A 26316-nucleotide genomic window follows, 5' to 3' on the forward strand; every position below is an offset into this window, starting at 1 on the left:
GCAGCAGAGAAATCCGCCAGGATTCCGGACAGAACCGGCCGTGCCCCGCGATCAGCGTTTGCTTTTCTTAAGCTGTTCGCTGGCCTGAGTCAGGATCCTGCGTTCGCGGGACGTCAGGCTGGCTTCGCCTTCGCGACTGATCTTGTCCAGAATCTCATCGACACGGTCCGACAGATCCGGTTCGGGCTGAGTGACGGGATTGTAGACCTTCAGGCTGGACTTTGGGCGTTTCATCCCGGCGGCTCGGCCGGAGACATTATCCCACCAGCGAGTCAGCCGCATGTTCCAGCGGAAGTAGAGATAGCCGAACAGCAGTCCGCCAAGGTGAGCGGAATTGGCGGTCATCGCTTTTCCGTTCCGTGCCTGTTCGGCGGCGTTTCGGATGGCGGCTTCGCTTCCCTGCAGAATGGTGACAACAACCGGCAGCGCGTCGAACGCCACAAAAGCGGCCAGCAGCCAGCGGACTTCGATGCCCAATACGCCGAACAGAAACAGCTTCTGCCGGGGATAATGCATCGCAAACAGCAGAAACACGGCCATTACCGCACCGGATGCTCCGATGATTGTCGCCGGCAGTCCCATCAACTGATAGAAGCACACCGAGACAATTCCGGCGAAGATCGCCGACGCCAGGTAGAAGAACAGAAACTCCTTCTCCCCGGTCAGCCGGGAAACTTCACGGCCAAGCATCCAGAGAATGTACATGTTGAACAGGATGTGCAGCACGTCCTGCCGACTGTGACAGAACGCATACGTCAACAGCCGCCAGATCTGTCCGCGGAACAAGTCGTCCGGTGTCAGCGCCAGCCAGTTGGTGACCAGTGATTCGCCGTTTCGGGTCAGAAACACCTGCAGGACAAAGACCACAACCGTCGCGACAACGATTCTGACCACCATGCTCATTTGCGTGCGTGGTTCCGGCTGCCCGTAACCGTCGTCGTAGACGCTTTCGTCGCGCAGATAGTCGCGGTTATCCAGTCCCATCAGCAGCTTCACCCGTGAAGTCGAAATCCGTTCAGAAGCCGTCGTATGCGTGTCGGCGGTCAGCGGATTGGCTTCGAATTCGCTGAACGATGCCATTGTAGACGGCGGGTGTTCGGCCGTCGACAGGTGCCGAATTCCACCGTCGCCGCCGCAGCGACAGGTTCGAACCGCAACGTGCCGCGTGAGCAGAAAAACGCTCGGCCCGCGCTTCGAACCGGGGACCTTTCGGCTACTGGACGGTGACCGGCGGCAAGCGCGGCCAGAGGAGTCTGGTCGTAGGTTTCGCCGGGCAGGTCTTCCGTCAGCCGGTTGAGTTCCTGGATCAGTTGGTCACGTTCTTCGCTGAGCTGCCTGATGCCTCGCCGAAGGTTGTCCACGTCCCACTGAATGTTGTTGCGCAGGGTTTCCTGGTCGTCAATCGCCTTCAGCAGTCCATCGGTGAATTCCGGTCGCCCTTCGATGGGAGTGGCGTCGGGATTGCCCAGCAATTCGCGCTTGCGGATATCCAGTTGAGCCCGCGCGGCGTCCAGATTGACTCGCTGCTGTTCGATGTTCGCGACGGTTTCGCGATAGAAGTCAAACACACGCGTGATGCGGCGATGCAGTTCGTCCATCGAACTTCGCGGAGCCGTGGGAATCATGGTGCGAAACCGCCAGGCTCCCTGGCTTTGCATCCACGGCTGAGGTTCTCCGGGAGTCGGTGTTCGAGTCGCGAATAGTACGGCACTGTTGGGAGCGATCTGATTCGGGTCGGCAATGTATTCGCCGACGTAGGTGTAGCCGGTTTCCGCCAGCGCGCGAAACACATGCACCACGGGAGCCACATCCTTTGCCTGTCCCGACGGGTCATTGAGGCTGCGTTTCTTCAGCCCGTTGTCGCTTCCGATACCGTTCAGCACGATTCGTCCGCCGTTGTCCAGCACGTTCACGCCGACGTTATTTCCTTCCGCTCCGGTGATCTCCCAGATGCGGTCCCAGCCGAGCTGCAGCCGGCCGAGTTCCGCGGCGGCTTCCTGCAATTCGATGCTCGCCTTATTGTGAGCGTCGATGTCGTCCCGGTTCTTCTTTTCCGCTTCGCGCAGTTTGGTCGCCCACTGGTTGTGAATCACCAGCAGCGATGGGGCCCAGCCTCCGTACGGCGACGGAATCGGTGCTACCGTTATCAGCAGCAACAGCAGCGTGAGAACCAGGCAGATTTTTCCGATAGTACTCATTCAACGTCTCCGAAAACTGACCTTATCGGGCCAGTTGTTTTCGAGCGTAAACGTGCGCAGGCGAATGCCGTCGCTGCCCGTTCAGACCATCGACGTACATCGACAGAAAACTTCCGCGGAAGTACGGCTGGCGACGATCGACACCGCATTCCACGGATCGGCCGCAAACCGGGTTCTCCAGCTTAACCATTCCGATGACTCCCCGTCACCGGCTATGTCGGTGCAGACATCGTAAAGCCGCAAAAAAACGGCCGTCAAGAAGAAAGCCGGTGGAAGGGTCACTGCCATCGGTTTCATCCGCAGAACCGGCTTCTTCGGAATTCACGGCACAACTGATATCCCGAACGCCAACGCGACGCGCAGATTCTGCCGGTCGATCGATGTCGCAGGCGGTGAACGTTTGCTTCGGGGAGATTCCGACACCGTTTTTCAGGATGTTTTCCCTGAAGACGGGGTGATTGCCGATAGAAAAATTGTCACGTGCGCTGTGGAGAAAGTGAACTAAGCTTCAAGCCTGACACCAGAATTTTCGCGGGCTGACTTCGCGTCGACGGAAGCGGCGATCAGCCTTGAGTCACGCGTCCGCCGTCCGGACGCGCGGGAGAGTTCATCCATGCGGCGAATTAGCTTTCCGGTTGTTTTCCTGCTGCTGATGTTCGCGCTGATCATGTCAGTGGCGTGGATGTCCGCCAGCACGACATTTGAATTTCCGCCGGCGATTTCGTCGCTGCTGCTGATCGCGGCACTGACCACGTTGTGCATGGACCGCTTCGTCGGCCAGCGCGAACAGCGTCATCGACTGCTGCGGGCACTCGCACGGGAAATCTACGAAAACCTGTGCGTGCTGAAAGACGTCGAAACTCTGTCGGACAGAACCGACACGAAGGTGATGATGCTGCCCCGGTTTCGCAACGCCACGCTGGCATCCGTGATCGATTCGGGAGCCTTCGATACGCCGGGTGACGCAAAGCTGTGGAAACTGCTGCACAACTGGCTGCACCGCTGCAACGAAGGCAACTGCCGGATGGCTGTGACCGAAGCCTGCGTGATCCAGAACGGCGGTTCCGTCGCGACCATGCAGGACCGGATGTCATCCCGCTCCGGACTTCGCGACACCAAAAAGGCGTGCATCGAACTCGCCAAACACATGGTGGAAAAATACGCCCGCGAATCGCAGCTCGAAGGCGGCGAAGCCATGATCGCCTCGATGGGCAGCACCCCGGACAGCGGCGCCTGAGCGGTGCCAATCGCATACGCGGCAGCGTTTACCGGCGCCGCGACTTCGATTTTCGTCGGCCCTTTTTCGCGAAGCCGGCGGCTTTGCTGCCCGGGTCGTCCGGGACGGGCTGCCCCAGTTTTTGCTTCAACTGGTGAACTCGGTCTCGCAACTGAGCCGCTCGTTCGAAATCGAGTTGTTCGGCGGCCGCCAGCATTTCGGCTTCCAGTTCGCGTATGAATTCTTCCGTCACGAACTGTTCCTCGTTGGAAATCCCGGCCGATTCGCGTTCGACTCTGCGAGCAGCGATTTCTTCTTCGATCCCTTTGCGGATTGCTTTGCGAATTGTTTCCGGCGTGATTCCGTGAGCTTCGTTGTAGGCGATCTGAATTCTGCGGCGTCGTTCCGTTTCGTCGATCGCGCGCTGCATGCTGTCCGTGACACTGTCGGCGTACAAAATGACTTCGGCGTTGACGTTGCGCGCGGAACGGCCGATTGTCTGAATCAGACTGGTTTCGCTGCGCAGAAAGCCTTCCTTGTCGGCGTCCAGAATCGCCACCAGCGAAACTTCGGGCAGGTCCAGACCTTCCCGCAGCAGGTTGACTCCCACGACGGCGTCGTGAACGCCTTCGCGCAGTTCACGCAGAATTTCGACTCGTTCAATCGCATCCAGTTCGCTGTGCAGCCATTCGCAGCGGATGCCTTCTTCCTTCATATAGCCGACCAGATCTTCGGCAAGTCGTTTCGTCAGTGTCGTGACCAGAGTTCGCTCACCGATTTCGGCCCGCTGACGAATGGCGCCCAGCAGGTGAGGCACCTGGCCGCGAGCGGGTTCGATGCGAATTGCCGGATCGACCAGACCGGTCGGACGAATGACCTGTTCGACGACTTCGCCGTGCGTCTGTTCCAGTTCCCAGTCGGCCGGAGTCGCGGACACCAGAATCAGGTCCTTTTGTTTCGCGCGCCATTCGTCGAACGTCAGCGGCCGGTTGTCCTTCGCCATCGGAATCCGAAAACCGTGCTCGACCAGGGTTGTCTTGCGCGCGTGGTCGCCGGCGTGCATCGCCCGGATCTGAGGAATCGTGACGTGCGATTCGTCGACGAACATCAGGAAGTCGTCGGGAAAGAAATCGTACAGAGTGTAGGGCGGTTCTCCCGGTTTCCGGCCTGCCAGAGCACGGCTGTAGTTTTCAATGCCCGGACAGAAACCGGTTTCCTTCATGAGTTCCATGTCGTAGCGCGTGCGAGCCGCCAGTCGCTGAGCTTCCAGCAGTTTGCCTTCCTTCCGAAACTGTTCCAGCGACGTTTCCAGCTCTTCGCGGATTTCGTCCAGGGCGTTGTCGACGCGGCTTTGCGGCAGAACGAAGTGCTTGGCCGGGTAGATGTAGATTTCCTTCAGCGACGCCGATTCCCTGCCCGACACCGGATCGATCATGCTCAGCTTCTCCACTTCGTCGCCCCACAATTCGATGCGATAGGCAAACTCTTCGTACGCCGGCCAGCATTCAATCACGTCGCCTCTCACGCGAAACTTTGCCCGGCCGGGATCGAAGTCGTTGCGGTCGTATTGAATGTCGACCAGCCGCAGCAGCAGCGCGTCGCGATCGATCTGCTGGCCGACGTGCAGCGGGATCATCATGTCCAGGTAATCCTTCGGAGAACCCAGACCGTAAATGCAACTGACGGTCGCGACCACAATCACGTCGCGGCGGCTGACCAGAGCACTCGTCGCCAGCAGCCGCAGCCGGTCGATTTCTTCATTGATCGACGCGTCTTTCTCAATGTAGATGTCGCGCTGAGGAATGTAGGCTTCGGGCTGATAGTAGTCGTAGTAGCTGACGAAGTACGTGACGGCGTTGTTCGGGAAGAATTCGCGGAACTCGGAATACAACTGAGCCGCCAGCGTCTTGTTGTGTGACAGCACCAGCGTGGGCTTCTGCACCTGCTGAATTACGTTGGCCATCGTGAACGTCTTGCCGGAACCGGTGACGCCCAGCAGTACCTGAGTGTGCTTGCCCTCGCGAATGCCGCGCACCAGCGATTCGATGGCTTTGGGCTGGTCTCCCGCCGGAGCAAACTCGCTGGCGATTTCAAACTTCTGAGACATGTTCTGACGGAAACCTGATGGTACAACACGGCTCGGCCGCTGCGTTCGTCGATGAGCGGTGAGATAACACATTCCGCGTCCTTCCGCGAACTGGCGACTTCATGCGTCTGGGAATTCTCGGCGGCACTTTCGACCCCGTCCATTTTGGCCACCTGCTGCTGGCCGAAACGTGCCGCCAGGAACTGCATCTGGATCAGGTACGCCTGATTCCCGCCGGAATGCCGCCCCACAAAACCGGTGTTCGGATCACCGATGGACATGTGCGAGCTGACATGCTGAAGCTGGCGGTTTCCGGCTATCCGGAATTTGTCGTCGACCGGCGCGAGATCAGACGATCGGGCCGTTCGTTTACCGTCGATACGCTGAAGGAACTCCGCGACGAAGCACCGGACGCCGAGCTGTTCTTCCTGATGGGAGCGGACTCACTTCGCGACGTTCCGTCCTGGCGCGAACCGGAGCGAATTGCGGAACTGGCCACGATTGTTGCCGTGAACCGTCCCGGAACCGAATCGCCGTCCGCGCCGCAGGTCGTCGCGTGGGTTGGCGCAGAACTGGCGGAACGCGTGATCGTGCTGTCCATGCCGGGCACTGACATTTCCGCAACGGACCTGAGGCAGCGAGTGGCTTCCCGCCGCGGCCTGCGATTTCTGACTCCCCGCGCCGTTGAGGTCTTCATCGAACAACACGGACTGTATCTGCCGAACGAAATCTCGCCGGACCAAATCTCGCCGGACGAAAACGTGTGCGATTTGAATCGCCCCCGTGAATAGCCCGGTCGTCCGTCCGGTCACATCGGGTACCACATCTTCGCAGAAGTTGTGCGGCGCAGCCGTCGGAAAGCGTTCTGGGACGTCGTCCCGCCAACGAACGTTGCGGTCCGAAATAGCCGTCCACAGATTTCGCAGATTCACACAGATGGCAACCATCGGGAGGGCGAGGCTCCCGCCGAGCCGCTGCAGAATCGGACGTCCTCTGGCGCAGGAACGCGGCTCGGCACGAGCCTCGCCCTCCCGGTGCAAGAACCGGCCGATGAAAGCGTTGGCCAATGACAGCGCCGCCCGAATCGCGACCGATGACGGCAACAGTCCATTCCATTCAGGAACGCATACTCGACTGACGAGGCGCGAGCCTGGTGTCTGCCGGATTCACGCCGAATGATCCAGCACGCGGGCCAGCACCGCGACGTGAACCTGTTTGGCTCCGTGCTGCTTCAACACGCGAGTCGCTTCGCTGCATGTCGCTCCGGTGGTCAGGACATCATCGACGAGCAGCACGGTCGCTCCCCGCAAATGGTTGTCATTCTGCACTCGAAACGACCCGTGCTGATTCTCGAACCGCTGCAGCACGGGGACTCGCTTCTGAGGACGCGGGTTGCGTCTTCGTCGCAGGACGTGGCGATCCGCGGGGACCCGCAGTGTTCGTCCCAATTCGTCGGCGATTGAATGAGCCGGATTGAAATGGCGAAGCAGCCGGCCCTGCCAGCTTTGCGGAATCGGCAGAATGAGATCCATCTTCAGCGTCGAGAATTCGTCACGGCGCGCGTCGGCCAGAAGTCCGGCCAGAGTTCTGACGCCGACCGTGGAAAACGACCATTTCGCGTGAAGAATCGCCTTCCTGAGTGCCGCTTCGTACATGCCCAGACACGTCACCGATCGGAAACGCAGCGTCCGGCCGCGGCAGTGCCGGCAGCCGTCGTGAGTCTTCGCGAATGCTCCAACGGCGGCGCCGCAGCGCTGACACGACCACGGAATCTCCGGGGCCAGCAAGCATCGGCAGTTGTCGCAGACGTGAAGCAACCTGCCGCGCGCCCGCGCCGGCGTGTCGATCCGCGTCGCGCAGGCCAGACAGCGCTGAGGAAAGACGACGTCCATTCCGGCGCACAGCATCGATCTTCCGGAGTCAAGAGTTTGCTTCAGCATGGTTGAGTCCCGCGGCGGAGAGGCAAACTACTCGGGCGACGCGCCGGTTTCGCGAATCCGCGACGCCATTTCGCGAACGACGTCGCCGGGAGCATCCGAGGACAGCACAGCCGACGACACCGCGACGCGACTTGCTCCCGCCGCGATGATCTGATCCAGGTTGTTCAGTGTGATTCCGCCGATGGCAAAGCACGGCACGCTCACGGATGAAACGGCCGCACGCAGGTAGTCCAGGCCGGGGAAGTCCCGGAACGATTTTGTCGATGAAGGAAAAATCGGGCCGACACCCAGATAGTCTGCACCGTCCGCAGCGGCCGCTTCGGCTTCGTCGATCCGATGAGTCGAGACGCCCACCAGTTGCGGCGTATGCAGTATGCGGCGAGCGTCTTTGGGCGCGAGTTCTTCCTGTCCGACGTGGACTCCGTCCGCATCCGAAGCCGCGGCAATGTCGATTCGATCATTAACGATCAGCAGACAGCGGGTTTCGCGAGTCGCATCGCGCAGCCAGCGGGCACGGGCCAGCAGCTCACGATCGCACAGATGTTTTTCCCGCAGTTGAATGATATCGACGCCGGCTTCCAGAATTTCGTCAGCCACCGTTCGCCACGGTCGGCGACAAAACTGCTCAGTCAGCAGAACGCAGACCCGCGAAGTCTGCAGCCGCCGGTGACGGTCCCGGGCGGTGCTGTCACGGTCCGTGCCGCCATTCGGTGAATGCATGGCCAACGACGAAGACGCGCCGGTGGCCGCTGGTCTCAGCAGCCGCTCCGCTTCGTACGCATCGTAGCGCAGTTGTTTCATCGTTTCGGCGAACGACGGACTGATCGTCTTGCCGAATTCTTCCAGGCTGCGCAGCGCTTCCTGAACTCGACGAGCATTCGCGACGACCACATCGTCGGCGCCGGTGCGGTGCCGTTCGCCGGCCGTCATGATCTGAGTCCCGACATCCGCGGCGGTGTTTCGATGACGAATGATCTCCGGCTCGTCTGCCGCGGTGACCTGCGATCGCAGTTGTTTCTCCGCGTCGACCAGGCCGTGCCGCAGTTCCTTCAGCGTGCGAGTCGCGTTGCCGCTGTTCAGGACGAAGCGAGCGTAATCTTCCAGCACGCGAAGTCCTTCCCGAGCGCGGTTGAGATTCGCATCCAGCAGCCGGAAGACGGCGGATCGATCAACCCGCGAAGTGAGACTTCCGGAATCCGCGTCGAAGTCTGCTCCGGAATCCGCCGGAAAATTGAGCTGTTCCGACACGGCGATGACTTCGCGAACCGTGGTCGAAGCGACTCCGAAATGTTTCTCCACGGCACTCTTTGTCGCACCGAGTTCCGCGAGCTGACCTGCCACCGGGTCATCGCACTGAGTCACGGCCATCAGCAGATGTTCGCTGGAAATCCCTTCGGTGTCCGGGGATTTGCGAGCGATCGCGGCGGCCCGGTCAAGCAGCGTCGAAATCAGTGCCGGATCGTTGACGACGCTGTCCGTTTCGTCCGACGCGGCGGTCGACCATTTAGCGCTGTTGATTGCCGGAAGGACTACTGATTGCTCATCAACACGTCCGGAGGTCGCGGCCAGTCGCTGTCCCAGAATTCCGGTCTGGATCGTTTCTTGGTCGATGCCAAATCCGGCCAGACAGCCCGCCGCCAGCGATTCGTCCAGAACCAGGCACAGTACCAGGTTTTCCGCCCATTCACCGACGGGCCGACCGGCGGACAGCATGCGGCACCGTCGCAGAATTCGGTCCGCGGCCGGAGTCGTCGTTTGTGGAAAAGAAGAGGGCATCGGTGACGAATTGCAGTATGTTTCAGGCGGCCGGGAACAATGGAAATCGAAGTGCTTCGCAGCGCTGCAGGACCGAACGATCGCTTCCCCGCTGCCCGTTGAATCCTGCACCGTGCCGTTTGGGGGCAACCGACGACATTTGATCTTTCACAGCGACACCTGCGGAATCATGCGCGGGTCTTTCAGACAAGAACGAAATTCGCCGGTCCACTCTTTAGCTCACAAAAAACGTCGCTTTCCGGGAATCAGCGGTCCGGAATCTCCGGGTGTGACACGACAGACGCCGCGCGTGGCGCGAGTTTGCTCGCTGTCCGACTCAGCGGGCCTGTCTTGTCGATCTTTCGGACCAGACCTAGAATCCGGCATGTTATTCGCTTCACCACTGATTTCATCCTGATCCTGTCATTGTGGCGGGTGTTTCCGGCAGGGAATCGCTGGCACTAGATTCAAAGAGGAAATCGCATGTACGAACGTTTTACCGACCGGGCACGGAAGGTCATGCAACTGGCCAACCAGGAAGCTCAGCGATTTAACCACGAATATATTGGCACGGAACACATCCTGCTGGGCCTGGTCAAAGAAGGTTCCGGCGTCGCCGCTAATGTGCTGAAGAATCTTGACGTCGATCTTCGAAAGATTCGCATTGAGGTGGAAAAGATCGTTCAGACGGGGCCGGACATGGTCACGATGGGGAAACTCCCCCAGACTCCGCGAGCGAAAAAAGTCATCGAATACGCGATGGAAGAAGCGCGGAATCTGAACCACAACTACGTCGGCACCGAACACCTGCTGCTGGGTCTGCTGCGCGAACAGGAAGGCGTCGCGGCTCAGGTGCTGATGAACCTGGGGATGAAGCTGGAAGACGTCCGCGACGAAGTTCTGAATCTGCTGGGTCACGGCATGGAAGCGGCGGAAGGTGCCGCCAGCGAACGCAGCGAAGGCGGTTCGCAAAGCCGCGGTTCGCGCAGCAAGACTCCGGCACTCGACAGTTTCGGCCGCGACCTGACGGAACTCGCGCGGCAGAAGAAGCTGGATCCCGTCATCGGTCGTGAACGGGAAATCGAGCGCGTAATCCAGATTCTGTGCCGTCGCCAGAAGAACAATCCGGTGCTGCTGGGAGAAGCGGGTGTCGGCAAAACGGCCATCGTCGAAGGCTTCGCTCAGATGGTCGTCGACGGTTCGGTTCCTGATCTGCTGGCGGATCGCCGGATCATTGTGCTGGACCTGGCGATGATGGTGGCCGGAACCAAATACCGCGGCCAGTTCGAAGAACGCATCAAAGCCGTGATGAACGAAGTTCGCCGCGCGAAGAACACGATTCTGTTTATCGACGAACTGCACACTCTGGTGGGAGCGGGCGGTGCCGAAGGCGCCATCGACGCGTCCAACGTACTGAAGCCGGCGCTCAGCCGCGGTGAACTGCAGGTCGTCGGCGCTACGACGCTGGATGAATACCGCAAGTACATCGAAAAGGACGGTGCTCTGGAACGTCGCTTCCAGACCGTCGTTGTCGATCCTCCGTCTCCGTCACAGGCCGTCGAGATTCTGAAAGGACTGCGGGAACGCTATGAGGAACATCACCGCGTTCAGATCACCGACGACGCGCTGGAAACCGCCGTCGAAATGTCTTCCCGCTACATCACCGCTCGCTGTCTGCCCGACAAGGCGATCGACGTGATCGACGAGGCGGGTGCCCGCATTCGCCTGAAGTCGATGGTCCGGCCGCCGGACCTGAAGGAAATTGAAGACGAAATCCAGCGGCTGAACCAGGCCAAGGAAGACGCCGTCGCCGAACAGCAGTTCGAAAAGGCGGCGTCGCTGCGGGACCAGTCCGACAAACTTCGCAAGAAGAAGGACCAACTGACCGATGAGTGGCGTGAAAAATCCAAGCAGACGGACGGCGTCGTCGATGCCGAAGTCGTCGCGGAAGTCGTCGCCAGAATGACGGGAATCCCGCTGACTCGCCTGTCCAGCGAAGATGCGGTGCGCCTGCTGCAGATGGAAGACGAACTGCACAAGCGAGTCATCAGCCAGCACGAAGCGATTACTCAGGTGTGCAAAGCCGTTCGCCGAAGTCGCAGCGGTCTGAAGGATCCGAAACGTCCCACCGGAGCGTTCCTGTTTTCCGGACCCACCGGCGTCGGAAAAACGCTGCTGGCAAAAACGCTGGCGGAATTCATGTTCGGCGACGACGACGCTCTGATTCAGATCGATATGTCGGAATACATGGAAAAGCACAACGTCAGCCGGCTGATCGGTGCTCCTCCCGGCTACGTCGGCTACGAAGAAGGCGGGCAACTGACGGAAAAAATCCGTCGCCGTCCCTACGCCGTTGTGCTGCTGGACGAAATCGAAAAGGCGCATCCGGACGTCTTCAACATGCTGCTGCAGATCATGGAAGAAGGCCATCTGACGGACAGTTTCGGTCGCACCGTCGACTTCAAGAACGTTGTCCTGATCATGACCACCAACGCCGGAGCCAGCAAGATGGCTCACGGTGGCAGCATGGGCCTGCACACGCTGCGGGAATCCGATGACAAGCGTTCTTACGAGGAAATGAAGACTCACCTGATGCATGAGCTGCAGAAGCAGTTCAAGCCGGAGTTCCTGGGCCGTCTGGACGAGGTTGTTGTCTTCCAGAAACTGACTCGCGAAGAATTAATGCAGATCGTCGACATTGAACTGGCCAAGGTCTACGACCGGTTGCTGGAACGCGGCCTGAAGCTGGTGCTGTCCGACGAAGCTCGCGGATTCATCATCGACAAGGGCGAAGCTGACGATGGTCTGGATTATGGTGCTCGACCGCTGCGACGCAGTGTCGAACGATTCGTCGAAGATCCGCTGTCCGAAGAACTGCTGCGAGGCTCCTTCGAAGGCAAGAATCTGATCCGCGTTAAAGTCACGGAAGTCGGCGACCAGAAGCAACTGAAGTTCGAGAGTGAATTTGTGGAAGGTTCCGCAGCCGACAAACCGGCCGAAGGCGAACTTGCCGGCGTCGGCAGCGCGGAATCCGGCAAGGAATAGAAGCCGGCCTTTGCCGGAATCTCAAAACAGGAATGCCCCGCATGGACACATGCGGGGCATTTTTGTTTGAGTCAGCAATCCCGGCCGGTGACCGGCATTGCGTGACAATCGCACCGGCGCGGCAACCGAAAGCGCGGCCGCCGGGGAGGGCGAGGCTCCTGCCGAGCCACTGCCGCGTTTGGCATGCTTCGGCACACGCAGCTCGGCGGCCCGCCCGGTTGCATTCCCCGGTCGCTCATCAGCCTTCAGCGAACCGCGCCGAACAGGTCAGTCGTGAGCAAGCCCGCAAGCCGCACGGCGCTAGCCGCGGTTGTGTTCGCTGAGAACCGCTGCCAGCGCCCTGCGGGTAGATTCTCATCTGCGCACGCCTTACTTCGATTGCAGTGGTTTCGTCGCTTTGCCGGTGCATTTCTTCCGGCGATTTCGGCGGACGATCACAAGCCGGCAGGCCACAGCCAGCGCCATTGCACCAAGAATCCAGGGTGTTGCGTGAACCGGGTTGACAACGTAATGCAGGACGCCGTCCTGAGTCGCGGCGTAACCGTGTCCGGGATGCGCGACGGCGATTGTCGGTGACAGGAACAGCAGCAGGGCAAAGATGGCAGTGTTTCGCATCGCGCGAGTCAACCTTTCAGAATCCCGAAAACATGTTGCGAACAGCACAATGTATCAGCCGCGCGCCGGAAGCAAACGTCACGGCGAAGAAATTCAGGCCGACATCCCTTCCTGCGGCACGCGGCCGGGCCACTCCGCCGGTCCCGCCGGAATGCTGCGGTCGATCAGATAGTCGGGCGAATTTTCCGGCCGCAGCGACGGATCGTTTCCGAACAGCGATCCGACGATCTTCGAATAGATCCGGAATCGCGTGATGAAGCTGGCGTTTTTCCGGAAGTCGCCGCCGACAAACGTCACGAACTTTCGCGAAAAATACCCGCCCTGCAGAGTCGTAACCAGCTTCTGCACCGACGTGTTTCTGCTGGCGATGTAGAACGCGTCGACCATCCGGTGGACGGATTTTTCGTGAGCCCGCATTTCTCGCTGGTAGGCGTCAAATGCGCTCAGCGGAACGTCCACGTCGCGCGAACAGCCGGCGATCACGTCCGCCACCATTTCCGCGGAATTCATCGCCAGATGAACGCCGGATGAGTAGCACGGGTCGATGAAGTAGGCCGCGTCCCCCACCGTGACCCAGCCTTCTCCGGCAAGTTCATCCGACGTATTGCCCATGTGCCCGGTGACCATCACATCGGAAATTCGTCTGCGGTCCGCCGACATGCCGGTGTTCAGCAGCTCGTTGTTGTCGACCAGGTGTTCCAGCAGCTCCGCCGGAGACATGCCGGATCTGCGGAACCGGTCGATCGACAGCACGACACCGATGGAATATCGCCGTTCCGGCAGCCGCAGCAGCCACGTCCAGCCGTCGTAGAACATCTGTCCCAGAAACCAGCCTTCCCGGGAATCTTCACGTCCGGGATCGGCGGCGTACTGAGCATAGATGCCCATGCGATGCGGCGCCGTGCGATGCCGCAGCCGCAGCTTTGACGGGATCAGCGATCGCAGCCCGGTGGCGTCAATAATCTGCCGGGCGGCCACTTCCTTCTCGGCGCCCTGCGGATCACGGTAACGGACTCCCGTCAGTCGATCGCCGGTGGTGACGATGTCCGTCACTTCGCAGCCGAACTTCACGTCCGCGCCGCATTCGGCCGCGCGATCGCTCAGGATTTCATCGAAGACGGACCGCTCGACCAGGTAGGAATACGGGTTCTGGTGAAAGCCCGCTTTTCCGTCGGGACGGCTGAAGTCTCCGGCGACTTCCTTTGATCCATAAAGCCACTTGCCGCCGGGCTTGCGAATGCATGTGTCGCGAATCCGATCGTGAACTCCCAGCCGGTCGAAGATGCGGACCGTCGCGGGAAGCAGAGATTCGCCGATGTGAAACCGCGGGAAATGTTCCTTCTCCAGCACCACGACGTTCAGGCCCTGCTGAGCCAGAATTGTCGCGGCTGTGCTTCCCGCCGGCCCGCCGCCAAGAATTACAACGTCATGTTGCTGCGCCATCCGTCCTCACCCTCATGGTTTCATCCGGCAGTATCGCCGCGCGTCCGGACGGATTCTGAACGATGCGTCGGCAAATCGTCAACGGACAGTCGTCGGGAAGTGTTGCGAATCGACGGTTGCGGAACGAGCGGCCGCTCGCCGGCCTGCGGCACGGTTTCGCTGAAGATTCACGTCGCGACATCCGCGCGCTGAGTTCGCACCGGCCGGGGTTCCGGATGTCGGGAACGACTCGAAAGCACTGCCGTGTCCCGAACTGTGCCGAGGCCCGGCCGAATTGTGCCGGGGCCGGCCGATTCCGCGAATTTCGAACAGCAATTTGGCTGCCGCCGGATCTTGACTATCCTTTAGATCGTGGCCTGAAAAACTTCTCTTGCCCTCATTTTCCCGGCAGCTCGATGAACCAGTCCTTGCCGTTTGAATTCCGGACGATTTGCCGGCGGCTTGCCGTCAACGCGGTGCTGGCCGTCGCTTCGCTGACTGTTTTCGGTGTCTGCGATCGTGCTGACGCTCAGGATTCGGTCGCAGATCCGGCATGGCTGACGGCCGCGCCCCCCGCGCCGGACGCAGTCGACGAAGCCGATCCGCCCGCGCTGTGGGCTCGGCACGTTGTGGCCCTGAACCCGCCGCCGGAATCGGGCTGTGTGCTGAACATCGCAGCTGACGGCGTGACATCGGTCTATTTCAACGGTCAGCGGCTGTTGAAGAACGAACGTCTGGTGTTCAGTGACCTCTCCGGTCACGCGGTTTCGTTCGACGTGACGGCGCTGCTGCGTTCTGGAAACAACGGCATCGCCGTGTCTGTTGTTCCCGCCGAAGAAAACACTCCCGCGAAGGCAGCCGTCTGGCTCACGGCACCGAACGACCGAACTCTGACCGTCACCGGAAAGGACTGGAAGGTCAGCGACCAGGCGCCGCCGGTCGGCTGGCAGCAGACGGATTTCAACGACAACCCCAACACGCGAGGTCTGGCCAGTGAATGGCACGCGGCAGTTCCAGACAACCAACTGCGTGTCTCCGGCATTGCCGCGGATCGCATCAGAGTTCGTCACTGGCAGCGGCAATCCGCCGACAGACGGCTGTCGTCGCGTCCGTTTCAATTTCAGGACGGCGATCATGTTGTCCTGCTGGGGGCCACGTTCATCGAACGAGCCCAGAGTTTTGGCCATCTGGAAGCGGTGCTGACAGCGGCGGCCGGCGACCGTCACGTGACGTTCCGAAATCTCGGGTGGAGCGCCGACACGGTCTTTTCGGAATCTCGCGGAATTTTTGATTCCCCCGAACAGGGTTACCTGCGAATGATCGAACATGTTCGCGCGGAAGAACCCAGCCTGATCGTTCTGTGCTACGGACAGAACGAAGCCATGCAGTGGGGCGCGGGCCCGGACGCGCAAGCCCGCTTTGTTGCTCAGTTCGAAAGGCTGATCGAAGACCTGTCGACAACGGGGGCGGGTTTCGTGATCGTTTCGCCGCACGCGTTTCTTCCGGCCGCGGAGCCATTGCCGGATCCTCGCCACTGGAACGACGCCTTGCGGACGTGCGCCGGCTGGCTGAAGGAAATCGCTTCACGGCGGGACGCGAAATTTGTTGATCTGATCACCGACATGCAGGCGTCTCTGCTGCGGATCGACGCCGAATTGCTGCCCGGTCGCGCGACGCCGGCAATCAGCGTCGACGATCATCCGGAACTGATTGCCGGTCGGGTTTCGCAGTGGACCGACAACGGAATGCACTTCAACGAAGCCGGCTACGAACGCATGGCTGTGCTGCTGGCGGAACGACTTTTTGAAACGCCGCCACCAGCCGCCGGGATCGCCGTCCATCCCGCCGATACGAACGTGGAAACGACTTCGGGGCAACTGCAGGACATCGGCTGGCAGCCGGCCGACGATTCCACGGTGCTGGTGCAGTTTCAGTTCCGGCGCACTCAGTTGTCACCGTGGCCGACCGTGGTACGTCTGCCCGCCGTCGGTTCGGACGCGATCGTTTCGGAGACGATCGACGCAACATTCGACGATCAGACTCAAAGCCTGGAACTCGTCGAAGTCAGCGTTCCTCAGCCGACGGCCTCACAAAGCAGGACCGTAACCTACTTCGGGGCGGATCCTCAGTACCAGGCCCTGCGGTCTCTGATCGTGAAGAAGAACGAGCTGTATTTTCATCGCTGGCGGCCGGAAAACGTGACCTATCTGTTCGGATTCCGAAAACACGAACAGGGAAACAACGCCAGCGAAATCGCCCGGTTTGATCCGCTGATCGATGCTCTGGAACAGCAGATTTTCCAGGTGCAGCAGCCGCAATGGCAGACCTTCACCGTCCGGTCGGCACGAAAGCCATAGCCGCGCGGCGCGGGCGTTGCCGTGCCGTTAGCCAAGGGCCGCAACGGTTTGCGGACGGCTGCCGTCGGGAATCCAGAACGGCTTTTCGCCGATCGCGGCGATGATCCGGCGAACGACTTCTTCGTCGGTCGGATACGGCGACTTCAGAGCCGGTTTCAGAGGCAGCGGGATTTCGTCCATGCGGTACGCCGTGCCGGGGGCGGCAATTCCCTGAGGTGCCGTCGTGAAGTGGACGCGAGCCAGCTTGCTGGTGTGGGTCACATGCGGATCCAGCACAATGGTGGGAATGCGTTTCAGGTGCTCGATCGCCGGCTGAGGCATCGTGGCTCCCGGGTCCGCGCCGATGATAAATGCTGCGTCGCAGTCACCGCGCACCAGCACGTCGACCGTCGAAAATTCTCCCGGATTGTAGCGCGGGTAACCTCGATTGAACGTGATTCCAAACGGATAGCCGGTTTGCCAGCGCATGATCACGTCGGCTCCGGTTACGTTGCCGTGACCCCGCATCGGCATCGCCACAAACTTGGTGAATGCGTTCAGTTCGGCCGCCAGAGTCAGCAGGGCCGCACTGTTCATGTGCTTGCCGCGAGTCATCGACAGGCCCATGCCGAAGAACATGCATCCGAAGCGGCACGATTTCATCCGGTGAACCAGGTCGTCCAGAGTTTCACGGTTCAGACCGGTTTCGGCGATCTGTTCGTCAGTGACTTTCTGATCCTTGACGAGTGCCCGCAGGATGGTGATGAGTTCAAAGTCTTTGCCGGGCTTCACCTGCAGAAAGATGTCGGCCGCTTTGGCGCTCTTGGTTTCGCGTATGTCCACCAGCACACACGTGCGATCCCTGCGACCCCGCGGCAGAAATTTGCTTTTCTGCATCAGCGTGTATTTGGTGAAGTGCCGCGGATGACATTCCGCCGGATTGCCGCCCCAATAGACGATGAAGTCCGCTCGCTGCTTTACTTCACCGAGCGTACAGGTCACTTTGCCACCCAACTGGGCGGCGATTTCGGTGGGACCGTGTCACAACGACGTGTGACTGTCCAGCAGTCCTCCCAGTTGATCGGCCATGGCCACGCACAGTTTCTGAGCTTCACACGTCGTGTTGCTCATGCCGTACACCAGCGGCATGTCGGCTTCGTAAAGCAGCGTGGCGGCCGTTTCGACGGCTTCGTCCAGCGTCGCCGGCCGGCCGTCAATCAAAGCGGCGGGATATTTTTCCTCGGCCGTATGGTTCAGGAACCACGCTTTTCCCAGGACGCACGCTTTCTTCGCTTCGTGAATGCGAACTTCGTCGTGGTGCAACTGGATGTCGTCACAGACACATCCGCAGAACGTGCAGGTTGCGTTGTCAATTACCTGAAGAGTCATTTCGGTACTCGTCGTTGCAGTTGTTATCGTCCGAACCGGACGAAGGGACCGTAAATGTTCAGCCCAGAGCCCGGCCGTGGCAGCTTCCCCGCACTCGCCGCGGCATAAATCGCCCGGCTTCGACTTCCGTCCACGGAGCGATGTCCGAGTTCGAGTCGCCATCGGTACTGAAGTGCGGACTGTCCGCACTACTTAGAAATTCAGCCTGATTGTGATACATGGAAAATGCTCAGATTTGAGATTTCAGATTCTGAAACACGGATGTCACTCAGCACCCAGATCCTGAATGATCCGATCATTCGGATGAATTCGATGCTCGTCCAGACCAAGGCAGTCGGCCAGTACTTTTCTCACTCCAAACGCGATTTCCGGATCTTTGACCGAGCACGCCTGGAGAAACTCCTCGTCGGAAATGTACGCATCCATGTTGCGACGTCGATCATATGCGGATTCACTCGTCATCGCATTGAAGAGGCATGTGACAATGCCAACTGCAAATGCGAAGACCACAGCTGAGAATCCGATGACAACGAGCCAGTTCATGAGATTATGAGTCCGGATGTGATCACAGTCTTAGATCTTCTCGACAGTCACTTCCCAGCCCTTGGACATCGGCATTCCCGTGCCTTCGGTATCGCCGCCCATGAGTCGACAGGTGGGAGGCCCATACGGAACGACGATCATGCCTTCCGGCACTTTTCCCGATTCGCACTGAAATTCGGCCGAACCGAATTCCGTACTGACGCGGACGCTGTCGCCCGTGTTCAGGCCCAGTTCCGCCATGTCATCGGGATGCAGTGTCAGCGTGTTGACGATCGCCTGGTATTCGTCACCGTCTTTTCCGACATTGATCTGCACGCCCTGTTGAGACGTCCGGGCGGCGTTTAACAGAAAAGTCCGGGATGACATGTTGCGGCGAGGTGGCTGGAGTTGTTCTGGAAGGAAATGATCGAATCGGCCGACGAGTTTATCGGCACGCAGGTCACGCCGCAACGCAGGTTCACCGCCTTGCGCGCGTTGGTTGTGTCGCCAATTCGTGGCTCCGTCTCGCCCAGACGGCAGCACGTGTCATTCGGCATCTGAAACGGAAACACGCAATTTTTTCGGCACGCATGGCCGGAAAGTCTGCATTATCTCGGCGAGATTCGACTGCCGCCTCGTCAGCACGGAATTGATGAGTTGTGTGGCACTGGCTGTGCCAGTGGGTTCCACAAAGCAGCCGCACTGGCACAGCCAGGAGCCCGCATCAAAGCACGCTGGGAGGGCACTGCGATGTGTCGCGCCGAACCTGGCGACGTCCGGCGCAGTCGTGTCGGCGCAGGCGCGCAGGGGCGTCGTGCGAAGATTCGCCCGGCTATCCCAGATTTCTTACGGGTCATGGCGGGTCAAAGCCTCCGTCGTTCCACGGATGACATCGGCTGATGCGTCGAATTCCCTTCCAGGAACCGATCACGAGTCCGTACTTTCGCACGGCCTCAATGAAGTACTGGCTGCAGGTCGGGTGGAACCGGCAGTTGCGGCCGACCAGCGGACTGAGAAATGTCTGATAGCCGCGAATCAGCAGGATGACGATCAGTCCGGGGACGGCTGTGATCGACTGCATCAGATTCATTTCCGCGATTCTCCGCCATCGGTCGTTTTCGCAGCGGGCGGCGGTCGGCGAGCCACTTTTCTGACAAGACGCCGCAGTGACGACTGAAAATCAGCCAGCGTTGAATCCTGCCGCTGTCGCGGGATCAGGACGATGTCCAGTCCGGCCGGAAGTTCATGTTGCAGCAGCCGGTAGGCTTCCCGCAGCAGTCGCTTCTTCCGGTTGCGGACGACCGCGTTGCCGTGTTTCTTCGACACACTGAGTCCGACTCGCGTGAGCTGCAGGCCGTTTCTCAGGGCGAACACCAGCAGATGGTCGTCTCCCGCACGCTGACCGTCATCATAGCACCGCCGGAACTGTTCCGTGCTGCGCAAACGCTGCTGCTTTGTGAAGCGAAAATTTCGGTCAGCGGGATCCACTGGCGACTTTCGATGCGGAACGCCTGGCGCACGAGGCTGCAGATTCTGCGTTGTCCGGTTCCGCCCATGCAGCCGGACGACTATCCCGGAATCCAGGTGCGGCGGAATTCGGGTGACACTTCGGAATCCAGTGCCCGCTCCAGATCGGCAATGATGTCGTCGATGTGTTCGATGCCGATTGACAGACGAACCATTTCCGGCGGAATTCCTCCGGCGATCTGCTGTTCTTCCGTCATTTGCGAATGAGTCGTCGTGGCGGGGTGAATCGCAAGGCTCTTGGCGTCTCCGACGTTTGCCAGGTGGGAAAACAGCTTCAGCGATTCGATGAACCGGCTGCCCGCCGCCGCTCCTCCCTTGATTCCGAAAACGACCATCGAACCGCCGCGCCCGCCGAGGTATTTCTGAGCCTTCGCGAAATTCGAATCGCCTTTCATTCCCGGATAACGGACCCATTCGACGGCCGGGTGGTTCTGCAGGAATTCGGCAACCGCCAGCGAATTCACACAGTGACGTTCCATGCGAAGCGGCAGAGTTTCAATGCCCTGCAGAAACATCCATGCGTTGTCGGGAGAAATGCACGCACCCAGATTTCGCAGCGGGATGACTCGCATGCGAAGAGCGTACGCGATCGGGGACAAGTCGCCCAGATCGTGAGCCCAGCGGATGCCGTGGTAGCTGCTGTCCGGCTCATTCATCAGCGGGAAGTTGTTGTTCTTCCAGGCGAACTTTCCGCTGTCGACGACGACCCCGCCGATACCCGTTCCGTGGCCGCCCATCCATTTCGTCAGCGAATGCACAACGATGTCCGCACCGTGTTCAATGGGCCGAGTCAGTGCCGGCGTGCTGAACGTGGAATCAACAATCAGCGGAAGTCCGTGATCGTGAGCAATCTTCGCGATCGCTTCGATGTCGGAAATCTCCAGCCCCGGATTGCTGACCGTTTCGCAAAACACGGCTTTGGTGCGATCGTTGATGGCCCCGGCAAAATTGTTCGGGTCGACAGGATCGACAAACCGCGGCGTGATGCCAAACTGCGGCAGGATGTCGTTGAACTGAGTGAATGAGCCTCCGTACAGATTGTTGGCCGAAACGAATTCATCGCCGGCCTTCAGGATGTTGATCAGGCTGTAGAAAACGGCGCTGGTTCCGGATGCCAGAGCCACCGCGGCCGCGCCGCCTTCCAGTTGCGCGACTCGCTGTTCCAGCACGTCATGAGTCGGATTCATCAGCCGCGTATAGATGTTGCCCAGTTCCTTCAGGCCGAACAGATTCGCGGCATGTTCGGTGCTGTTGAAGACGTAGGAACTTGTGCGGTAAATGGGAACGCCGCGCGAATTCGTCGCGGGATCAGGCTTCTGTCCGGCATGTAGACAGGCGGTTTCAAGCTTCATGGAGATGACACTTTCAGGTTCCGAAAATTGCCGGCGAAGACTGCGTGGCCCGGTTGGAAGGGCGATCGTCCCGTTCCCATGCCGCACAGCAGGCGGCGTGCAGTTCAGCAACTATCGTGCGAACGTTCAACTGATCGCAGCCGCAGTGCCGCACCAAGTGCCATCACAACGAACGACAGTATCCAGGCGTAGTAGCCGACCATGAGTTCGCGGTACACGTCCGCGACCGAGTCCTGGTTGCCATTAATCAGCAATGGGAAAACAGTCGCCAGAATTGCCGCAGCGCCGAATGTGCCGACCGTCAGCCAGCGAACCGTCGGGCGTTTCCACCACACGATCGTCCAGCCGGCAAGAAAACACAGGTTGGGCTGCAGCCCGGTGAACAGAAGGGCCGCGCCGAGGACGGAAGGTCCGGTCTTGAATACCTCGACCAGCCCGCCCGCGCATATCCATGCCGCCTCCCATCCAACTATCGCATGCGGAGCGGCGATCTCGACCTCCAGCACCGGCAGAAACATCGACGCCACGTACAGCACCAGGCCCGCAGTCAGCAGCCATTCGCCGACGCCGAAACGGCGAGCGACGGCGACTTTGGCGTTCGGCTCCGAATCGTCAGGCACTGCGGCCATCAGGGCAGACTCCACAGCCAGCGGACACACGATGTTCTGTCCATCGTAGTTCCGCAATTGTCGGTCCGACAATTGAAGAGTCCGCCGAACGCAGCGTTGTGGCAGTTCCGCGGAACAAAGGCCGCTCAGCACCAGCCGCAGTGGTTGCGACTTCAAGAGACCGGATTAACGCAGCGACTTCGCCGGGTCCCACTGAGCCAATCCGCCGGCGTCCGGGACGACATAAAGTTCCACGCGGCGATTGCGGCGTCGCGATGATTCCGACGTCGAGGCTTCCAGTGGCTGGAACTTGCTATAACCCATCGCGGCCATCCGTTCCTCCGTGACGCCCAGGTGCGAAAGCTGCACGACGACGGAATCGGCACGGTCGGTCGACAGATGCCAGTTCGTGGGATGCTTGGCGGCCGTTGCCGGGCGAACGATGTTCTGGTCGTCGGAGTGTCCGACAATCACGATTCGCAGGTTCCGGGCCGAACCGGATTGCACCGTTGACGCAAATTTCTTCAGAATCGGCATCGCTTCGGGACGCAACTCGGCGCTGCCAAGATCAAACAACACGTCTTCCGGAAATCGACTCAGTCCCGTCACGGGGTCGAATTCGAATCCCGGAACCGCGGAACCGGGGCTTCCCGTCAGCAGCGGATCACCGTTTCGCAGCAGATTGCCGTAACGGTCCTTCAGTTCGGAACGTTCCTTCAGCAGGTTATCGATCCGGGAATTGGATGTCGCAAGCTGCGATTCGGTCTGTCCAAGCTGCTGAGCCAGCATCTGACGCTCCGAATCCAGCCCCGCCATGACCTGAGCTGCCTCGGCGTTCGCGGAAATCAGTTGCTGGTTTTCGGCATACAGAGTCTGGGCGTGAAGCTGCGACGCGGCAAGCTGATCGGCGGGCACGAAGCGTTCGTGCAGGCAACCGCTGCTGCCGATCGATACCGCGAAAACCACAACCAGGTGAAGAGTCCTGACAGGGATGTTCATGACAGACTGCTTTTTGCAGGTTCGAAACGAAGGTCGGGGGAGGCAACTTATAGATCCGTCCGAAACCAACGAAAACAGCCGTTTGAACCTTTTTGAAGCGTGCCGGAGCGATTGGCAAACACCGACGCGAACGCCTCCCCGCTGTGCTGCAGTTCCTGCCGGACAGCCGATTTCCGCCAGCAGGATTGGCGTCAGCCAGCCGTCCTTCTGCTGCAAATCCTGCCGGTCGCGCCCGGACCAAACCGCGTCATTCGCTGCAGCAGCGTCGCCGTGTGACCCGTGTCCGGTGGTTCAGGACAGGGAATGACCGCCCGCACAAATTGCCGTCAACGTTTTGCAGTTTCCTGAATCCTTTAACCGCAATGCCGTTGATTTTCCCGTCGGGCGTCACGCAATGCCCTCTCGCCCGCGACGCGGGAGAGGGAACGGGAGGTTTTTCTGCGTCCTGCAGAAAAATCGGGGTGAGGGCCGACCGAGCAACACGCGCTGCACTTCCGCAAAGCACCGTATTTCATTCGGCGTTTGCTTTTGACTCAGCCGCCGCCGGTTTTGGCAGCACCTCTTCCAGCGTGTCGGCAAGGCTGAAGTTGTCGAAGGAGATCGTATCCACAGACGATCGGTGCGGGCTTCGATGGATGCCGGGCTGGCAGAAGTACACGGATTCGGGGCCCTTCGTTTTCACGTGCTTGTCCAGAACCGGCCTGCCGTCGAACCACAGCTTCACGTTGCCGGCGTCCGGATCTTCCGACCAGTGAACGTGCATTGCGACCTGATGCCACTTACCAATTTCGAAATCGTGTTCCCAGTGCAGCCCGTCGCGTCCGAGATTTCCCGTGCCGTAGCGAATCACGGTGCCGCCACCTTCCTTCGGTTCAACCCACCACGTCATCACGTTTCGCCACCGCGGCGGCGGAGCTCCTTCCCAGTAGAAGAAGTTGTCACGATCCTTTGGAGCTTCCGCCATGTACAGGAAGAACGACATGTACGTGTCCGAACCTTCCTGAACTTCGACACGCGGGCCGCCAAGCTGGACTCGCAGTTGCCGGTCGTTGAAGACGTCGTCTTCGTGGATCGTCATCCGCGCTGCGTACTTCCCCTGCTGCACGATGTCCGTGACCACCTCGACATTTCGAGAACTCGCGTTCTGGCTGGCGGTACCGGTGTCCTTCCACTGACTCAGATCACCGGTTTCAAAGTCCGCCTGAAAAATGACGTCGGCGGTTCCCGAAACGGAATGAACGGCTGTGATGGCGAACAGACCTGCGAGCAACAGGAGACGTCGTTGCGGGAAACTCATGCGCGACTCCGGATTCAGTTGTCTTTCGGCGTGTGCCGGCGGGAACGGAGGCTTCATGGCCGACAGCAGTATGGCGAAGGAAAGTTCGCGAGTAAATTCGCGCCGCTGAACCTTCCGAGCGATCGTTCGGCCGACCCGCGCGCGGCGGCGTCTTCCAGGCACTGCGTTCCAGAGCAGGAGCCCATGGAACGAGAACGGCTCGTTTGCTCCGGCCGGGTTAGTCGCGATTCGAAGTCCGCAGAGTCTGCTGCAGCAGGTTGTGAGTCATTTTTTTGACTCGCTCATCCGGGCCGTGAGGTCGGCTGAAGTGAGACCACGGGATGATGTGACCCGGCGGGCTGGCCAGTCCCTGAGCCCAGAAAATCGTTGCCGCGTTGAAGATGATATTTCCCTTCGGACCGGGAAACATTGTTGCTGTGTAATGCCCTTCGTCGGTTCCTCCGGCCCAGACGCTGCCTTCCGCCAGCACTTCCAGTCCCGCTCGATCGGGATCCGGTTCCCCGTGATGTTCCCAGCCGACGAGTCCGGGAATCCTGTCCCCCGCGCGCAGTTCAGTTCCCGCGAACAGCCAGTGGTCAGGTTTCGTGACGATCCAGTCGCCGCCGCCGTTGAAGGGAACGACGCTGCGAGCACCGATGATCCGGCGTTCGTCCGGCCCGGTGCTCTGCAGGCCCGTGAACAGCGTCGGATACTTTTCGGATTCGTCCTGCCGCAACGGTCCGTAACAGCCGGCTCTGTGAATTCTGCGGCGCGGAGCCCCGGTTTCGTTCGGCGAAAACGGCGAATCGATAAACACCGAGTTTCCGCACAGCCACAGCACGCTGACCCCGGATTCGATCGCCGTTTCCACACTGCGGTATTGGCGCTGGTCCCAGTATTCGTCGTGCCCGACGCTCACGAATGTGCGGCATCGCGTGAGAAAGTCGGCGTCAATCGTGTCGCTGTTCGAACCGTAGGTGACGTCATAGCCGTGCTTTTCCAGCCAGAAGCAAAGCGGAAATTCCCACAGCAGGAATTCTCCCGAGCCGGTCGACAGCGGATGTTCGAAAATCTGCGTGTACATCCCGTACGGACGATCGAAGGCGACGGCGACGCCTGGCGCATGGGCTCCGTCGGGGTGAGTATAAAGCGACTCGTTGTCCGGCCAGCGATTGTACGCCTGCCAGGTGTTGTCGCTGCACTGAAACAGCACGTCGGCCCGGCGATCGTCCCGGACGATGAAAATCACGTAACTTTGCCAGTACGGTTCCGACGACGATTCAGGAATTGTCGTCAGCTTGCCGAGATACACGCCGCTGAGCCAGTCCCTGGGAAATGTGATCTCGGCGCTGAGTTCCCACTGACACCGCGCAGTCGGCCGGGCAGAGGGCCGATTGGCGGCACGGGCTGAGTCTTCCCGTCAAACGGTCCCAGTTGCCGCATGAACCGACCGCCGCTGCCGCCGTAATAGCCCATGCGATACACGTCGATCGTAAACCGTCGCGCGGGTTCGGTGCTGACAAAAAACTGCAGAGTGTCAGCGGCGGCGACCGACTGTCGCGAACAGTAACCTTCGATCAGCGACGTGCGATATTTTCCCGAGTTGATGCGGACTCGCGTCAACTGCCAGTCGGTCGTGCCGGTCCGGGAGTTCTCCTCGGAAATCAGCGAACTTCGCGGCGCCGTCGGCGGTTCGTCGAAAGCGGCAGCCGAAGCGGGAAAGGTGCCGCCTGCCAGAGCCGACGCAACGGCGGACTTCAGGACATCTCTGCGGTCCACGCCGCCGTGTTCAGAACCGCGTTCGGAACGGAATGCTGTCATGGGAGTTTCCATTTCGCGTGCCGACGACGGCCGCCGCCGCGCGTCGTGGCATACACACGCAACACGGCGATGTCATCCGGGTGCGCGAACCTCGCTGGTTTCATCAAACCGTCATCGGCTGCAGCGTACGCCGGGAAAGGCCGACTTTCCACGGGCGTCGGCTAATCGACGGGCAGTCCGCGTTCCACGGCGGATGCGATGAACCTCGC

The 26316-nt window shown here is 60.0% G+C and carries 24 protein-coding genes and 1 pseudogene; 4 read left to right on the top strand and 21 right to left on the bottom strand.

The features are described from left to right. Nucleotides 1–51: 51 nt before the first annotated feature. From R3C19_07755 to R3C19_07765, 3 genes are read right to left on the bottom strand one after another with little or no spacing between them, the layout of a single operon-like run. A complete protein-coding gene (locus tag R3C19_07755) occupies nucleotides 52–1080 on the bottom strand; it encodes a rhomboid family intramembrane serine protease (protein ID MEZ6060238.1) in 1029 nt (342 codons plus the stop codon). Then, the gene (locus tag R3C19_07760; GenBank protein MEZ6060239.1) at nucleotides 1044–2198 is read right to left on the bottom strand and encodes a hypothetical protein; all 1155 of its coding nucleotides are present in this window, start codon (nucleotides 2196–2198) and stop codon (nucleotides 1044–1046) included. The genes R3C19_07755 and R3C19_07760 overlap by 37 nt, the downstream gene beginning before the upstream one ends. A 22-nt stretch (nucleotides 2199–2220) precedes the next feature. Beyond that, nucleotides 2221–2388: a hypothetical protein gene (locus R3C19_07765; GenBank protein MEZ6060240.1), complete on the bottom strand. Its 168-nt coding sequence runs from the start codon at nucleotides 2386–2388 to the stop codon at nucleotides 2221–2223. A 423-nt stretch (nucleotides 2389–2811) separates the two neighbouring features. On the opposite strand from R3C19_07765, the gene R3C19_07770 reads away from it, so the two are divergent. Continuing rightward, entirely contained in the window at nucleotides 2812–3435 is a 624-nt protein-coding gene (locus R3C19_07770) for a hypothetical protein (GenBank protein ID MEZ6060241.1), read from the top strand. A 28-nt stretch (nucleotides 3436–3463) separates the two neighbouring features. On the opposite strand, the gene uvrB is transcribed toward R3C19_07770, so the two are convergent. Beyond that, a complete protein-coding gene (gene uvrB, locus R3C19_07775; protein ID MEZ6060242.1) occupies nucleotides 3464–5521 on the bottom strand; it encodes an excinuclease ABC subunit UvrB in 2058 nt (685 codons plus the stop codon). Between the two features lie 101 nt (nucleotides 5522–5622). On the opposite strand from uvrB, the gene nadD reads away from it, so the two are divergent. Further along, nucleotides 5623–6291 carry a nicotinate-nucleotide adenylyltransferase gene (gene nadD / locus R3C19_07780; protein ID MEZ6060243.1) on the top strand — a complete coding sequence of 223 codons (669 nt, stop codon included), beginning with the start codon at nucleotides 5623–5625 and terminating at the stop codon, nucleotides 6289–6291. Nucleotides 6292–6666: 375 nt separating this feature from the next. Here nadD and R3C19_07785 read toward each other — a convergent pair whose 3' ends face one another. Beyond that, entirely contained in the window at nucleotides 6667–7440 is a 774-nt protein-coding gene (locus R3C19_07785) for a phosphoribosyltransferase family protein (protein MEZ6060244.1), read from the bottom strand. A 27-nt stretch (nucleotides 7441–7467) separates the two neighbouring features. Continuing rightward, nucleotides 7468–9216, bottom strand: a complete 1749-nt coding sequence (locus tag R3C19_07790; GenBank protein MEZ6060245.1) for a thiamine phosphate synthase — start codon at nucleotides 9214–9216, stop codon at nucleotides 7468–7470. A 462-nt stretch (nucleotides 9217–9678) separates the two neighbouring features. Here R3C19_07790 and R3C19_07795 point away from each other — a divergent pair, with 462 nt between their 5' ends. Beyond that, the gene (locus tag R3C19_07795) at nucleotides 9679–12240 is read left to right on the top strand and encodes an ATP-dependent Clp protease ATP-binding subunit (protein ID MEZ6060246.1); all 2562 of its coding nucleotides are present in this window, start codon (nucleotides 9679–9681) and stop codon (nucleotides 12238–12240) included. A 369-nt stretch (nucleotides 12241–12609) separates the two neighbouring features. Here the strand turns inward: R3C19_07795 and R3C19_07800 are convergent, their stop codons facing one another. Further along, nucleotides 12610–12855: a hypothetical protein gene (locus R3C19_07800; GenBank protein MEZ6060247.1), complete on the bottom strand. Its 246-nt coding sequence runs from the start codon at nucleotides 12853–12855 to the stop codon at nucleotides 12610–12612. Nucleotides 12856–12948: 93 nt separating this feature from the next. Continuing rightward, nucleotides 12949–14298 (bottom strand): NAD(P)/FAD-dependent oxidoreductase, encoded by a 1350-nt coding sequence (locus R3C19_07805; GenBank protein ID MEZ6060248.1) that lies wholly within the window; start codon nucleotides 14296–14298, stop codon nucleotides 12949–12951. A gap of 395 nt (nucleotides 14299–14693) precedes the next feature. Between R3C19_07805 and R3C19_07810 the strand changes: the two genes are divergently transcribed. After that, the gene (locus R3C19_07810) at nucleotides 14694–16634 is read left to right on the top strand and encodes a GDSL-type esterase/lipase family protein (GenBank protein MEZ6060249.1); all 1941 of its coding nucleotides are present in this window, start codon (nucleotides 14694–14696) and stop codon (nucleotides 16632–16634) included. A gap of 27 nt (nucleotides 16635–16661) precedes the next feature. Here the strand turns inward: R3C19_07810 and R3C19_07815 are convergent. The 13 genes and pseudogenes from R3C19_07815 to R3C19_07875 form a co-directional block, all read right to left on the bottom strand. Next, nucleotides 16662–17642: pseudogene (locus tag R3C19_07815) on the bottom strand (formylmethanofuran dehydrogenase subunit B). A gap of 12 nt (nucleotides 17643–17654) precedes the next feature. After that, nucleotides 17655–18002: a hypothetical protein gene (locus tag R3C19_07820; protein MEZ6060250.1), complete on the bottom strand. Its 348-nt coding sequence runs from the start codon at nucleotides 18000–18002 to the stop codon at nucleotides 17655–17657. Between the two features lie 58 nt (nucleotides 18003–18060). Further along, entirely contained in the window at nucleotides 18061–18222 is a 162-nt protein-coding gene (locus tag R3C19_07825; GenBank protein MEZ6060251.1) for a hypothetical protein, read from the bottom strand. 44 nt (nucleotides 18223–18266) lie between these two features. Then, entirely contained in the window at nucleotides 18267–18428 is a 162-nt protein-coding gene (locus R3C19_07830; protein ID MEZ6060252.1) for a hypothetical protein, read from the bottom strand. A 147-nt stretch (nucleotides 18429–18575) separates the two neighbouring features. Beyond that, nucleotides 18576–18911 carry a molybdopterin dinucleotide binding domain-containing protein gene (locus tag R3C19_07835; protein ID MEZ6060253.1) on the bottom strand — a complete coding sequence of 112 codons (336 nt, stop codon included), beginning with the start codon at nucleotides 18909–18911 and terminating at the stop codon, nucleotides 18576–18578. 466 nt (nucleotides 18912–19377) lie between these two features. Continuing rightward, nucleotides 19378–19605, bottom strand: a complete 228-nt coding sequence (gene yidD / locus R3C19_07840; GenBank protein ID MEZ6060254.1) for a membrane protein insertion efficiency factor YidD — start codon at nucleotides 19603–19605, stop codon at nucleotides 19378–19380. Nucleotides 19606–19610: 5 nt separating this feature from the next. Next, nucleotides 19611–20012, bottom strand: a complete 402-nt coding sequence (gene rnpA, locus R3C19_07845) for a ribonuclease P protein component (protein MEZ6060255.1) — start codon at nucleotides 20010–20012, stop codon at nucleotides 19611–19613. 80 nt (nucleotides 20013–20092) lie between these two features. Beyond that, on the bottom strand, nucleotides 20093–21403 hold the full coding sequence (locus R3C19_07850; GenBank protein MEZ6060256.1) for an O-acetylhomoserine aminocarboxypropyltransferase/cysteine synthase family protein: 1311 nt from the start codon (nucleotides 21401–21403) through the stop codon (nucleotides 20093–20095). A gap of 104 nt (nucleotides 21404–21507) precedes the next feature. Next, nucleotides 21508–22188, bottom strand: coding sequence for a hypothetical protein (locus tag R3C19_07855; GenBank protein MEZ6060257.1), 681 nt, complete (start codon nucleotides 22186–22188; stop codon nucleotides 21508–21510). A gap of 9 nt (nucleotides 22189–22197) precedes the next feature. Then, a complete protein-coding gene (locus R3C19_07860; GenBank protein MEZ6060258.1) occupies nucleotides 22198–23010 on the bottom strand; it encodes an OmpA family protein in 813 nt (270 codons plus the stop codon). A 511-nt stretch (nucleotides 23011–23521) separates the two neighbouring features. Continuing rightward, nucleotides 23522–24307 (bottom strand): heparin lyase I family protein, encoded by a 786-nt coding sequence (locus R3C19_07865; GenBank protein ID MEZ6060259.1) that lies wholly within the window; start codon nucleotides 24305–24307, stop codon nucleotides 23522–23524. Between the two features lie 217 nt (nucleotides 24308–24524). After that, nucleotides 24525–25628 carry a DUF6605 domain-containing protein gene (locus tag R3C19_07870; GenBank protein MEZ6060260.1) on the bottom strand — a complete coding sequence of 368 codons (1104 nt, stop codon included), beginning with the start codon at nucleotides 25626–25628 and terminating at the stop codon, nucleotides 24525–24527. Then, nucleotides 25580–26107 (bottom strand): hypothetical protein, encoded by a 528-nt coding sequence (locus R3C19_07875; protein MEZ6060261.1) that lies wholly within the window; start codon nucleotides 26105–26107, stop codon nucleotides 25580–25582. Before R3C19_07875 ends, R3C19_07870 begins: the two co-directional genes overlap by 49 nt. Between the last annotated feature and the right edge of the window lie 209 nt (nucleotides 26108–26316).

Source organism: Planctomycetaceae bacterium, from assembly GCA_041398785.1.
GTDB lineage: Bacteria > Planctomycetota > Planctomycetia > Planctomycetales > Planctomycetaceae > JAWKUA01.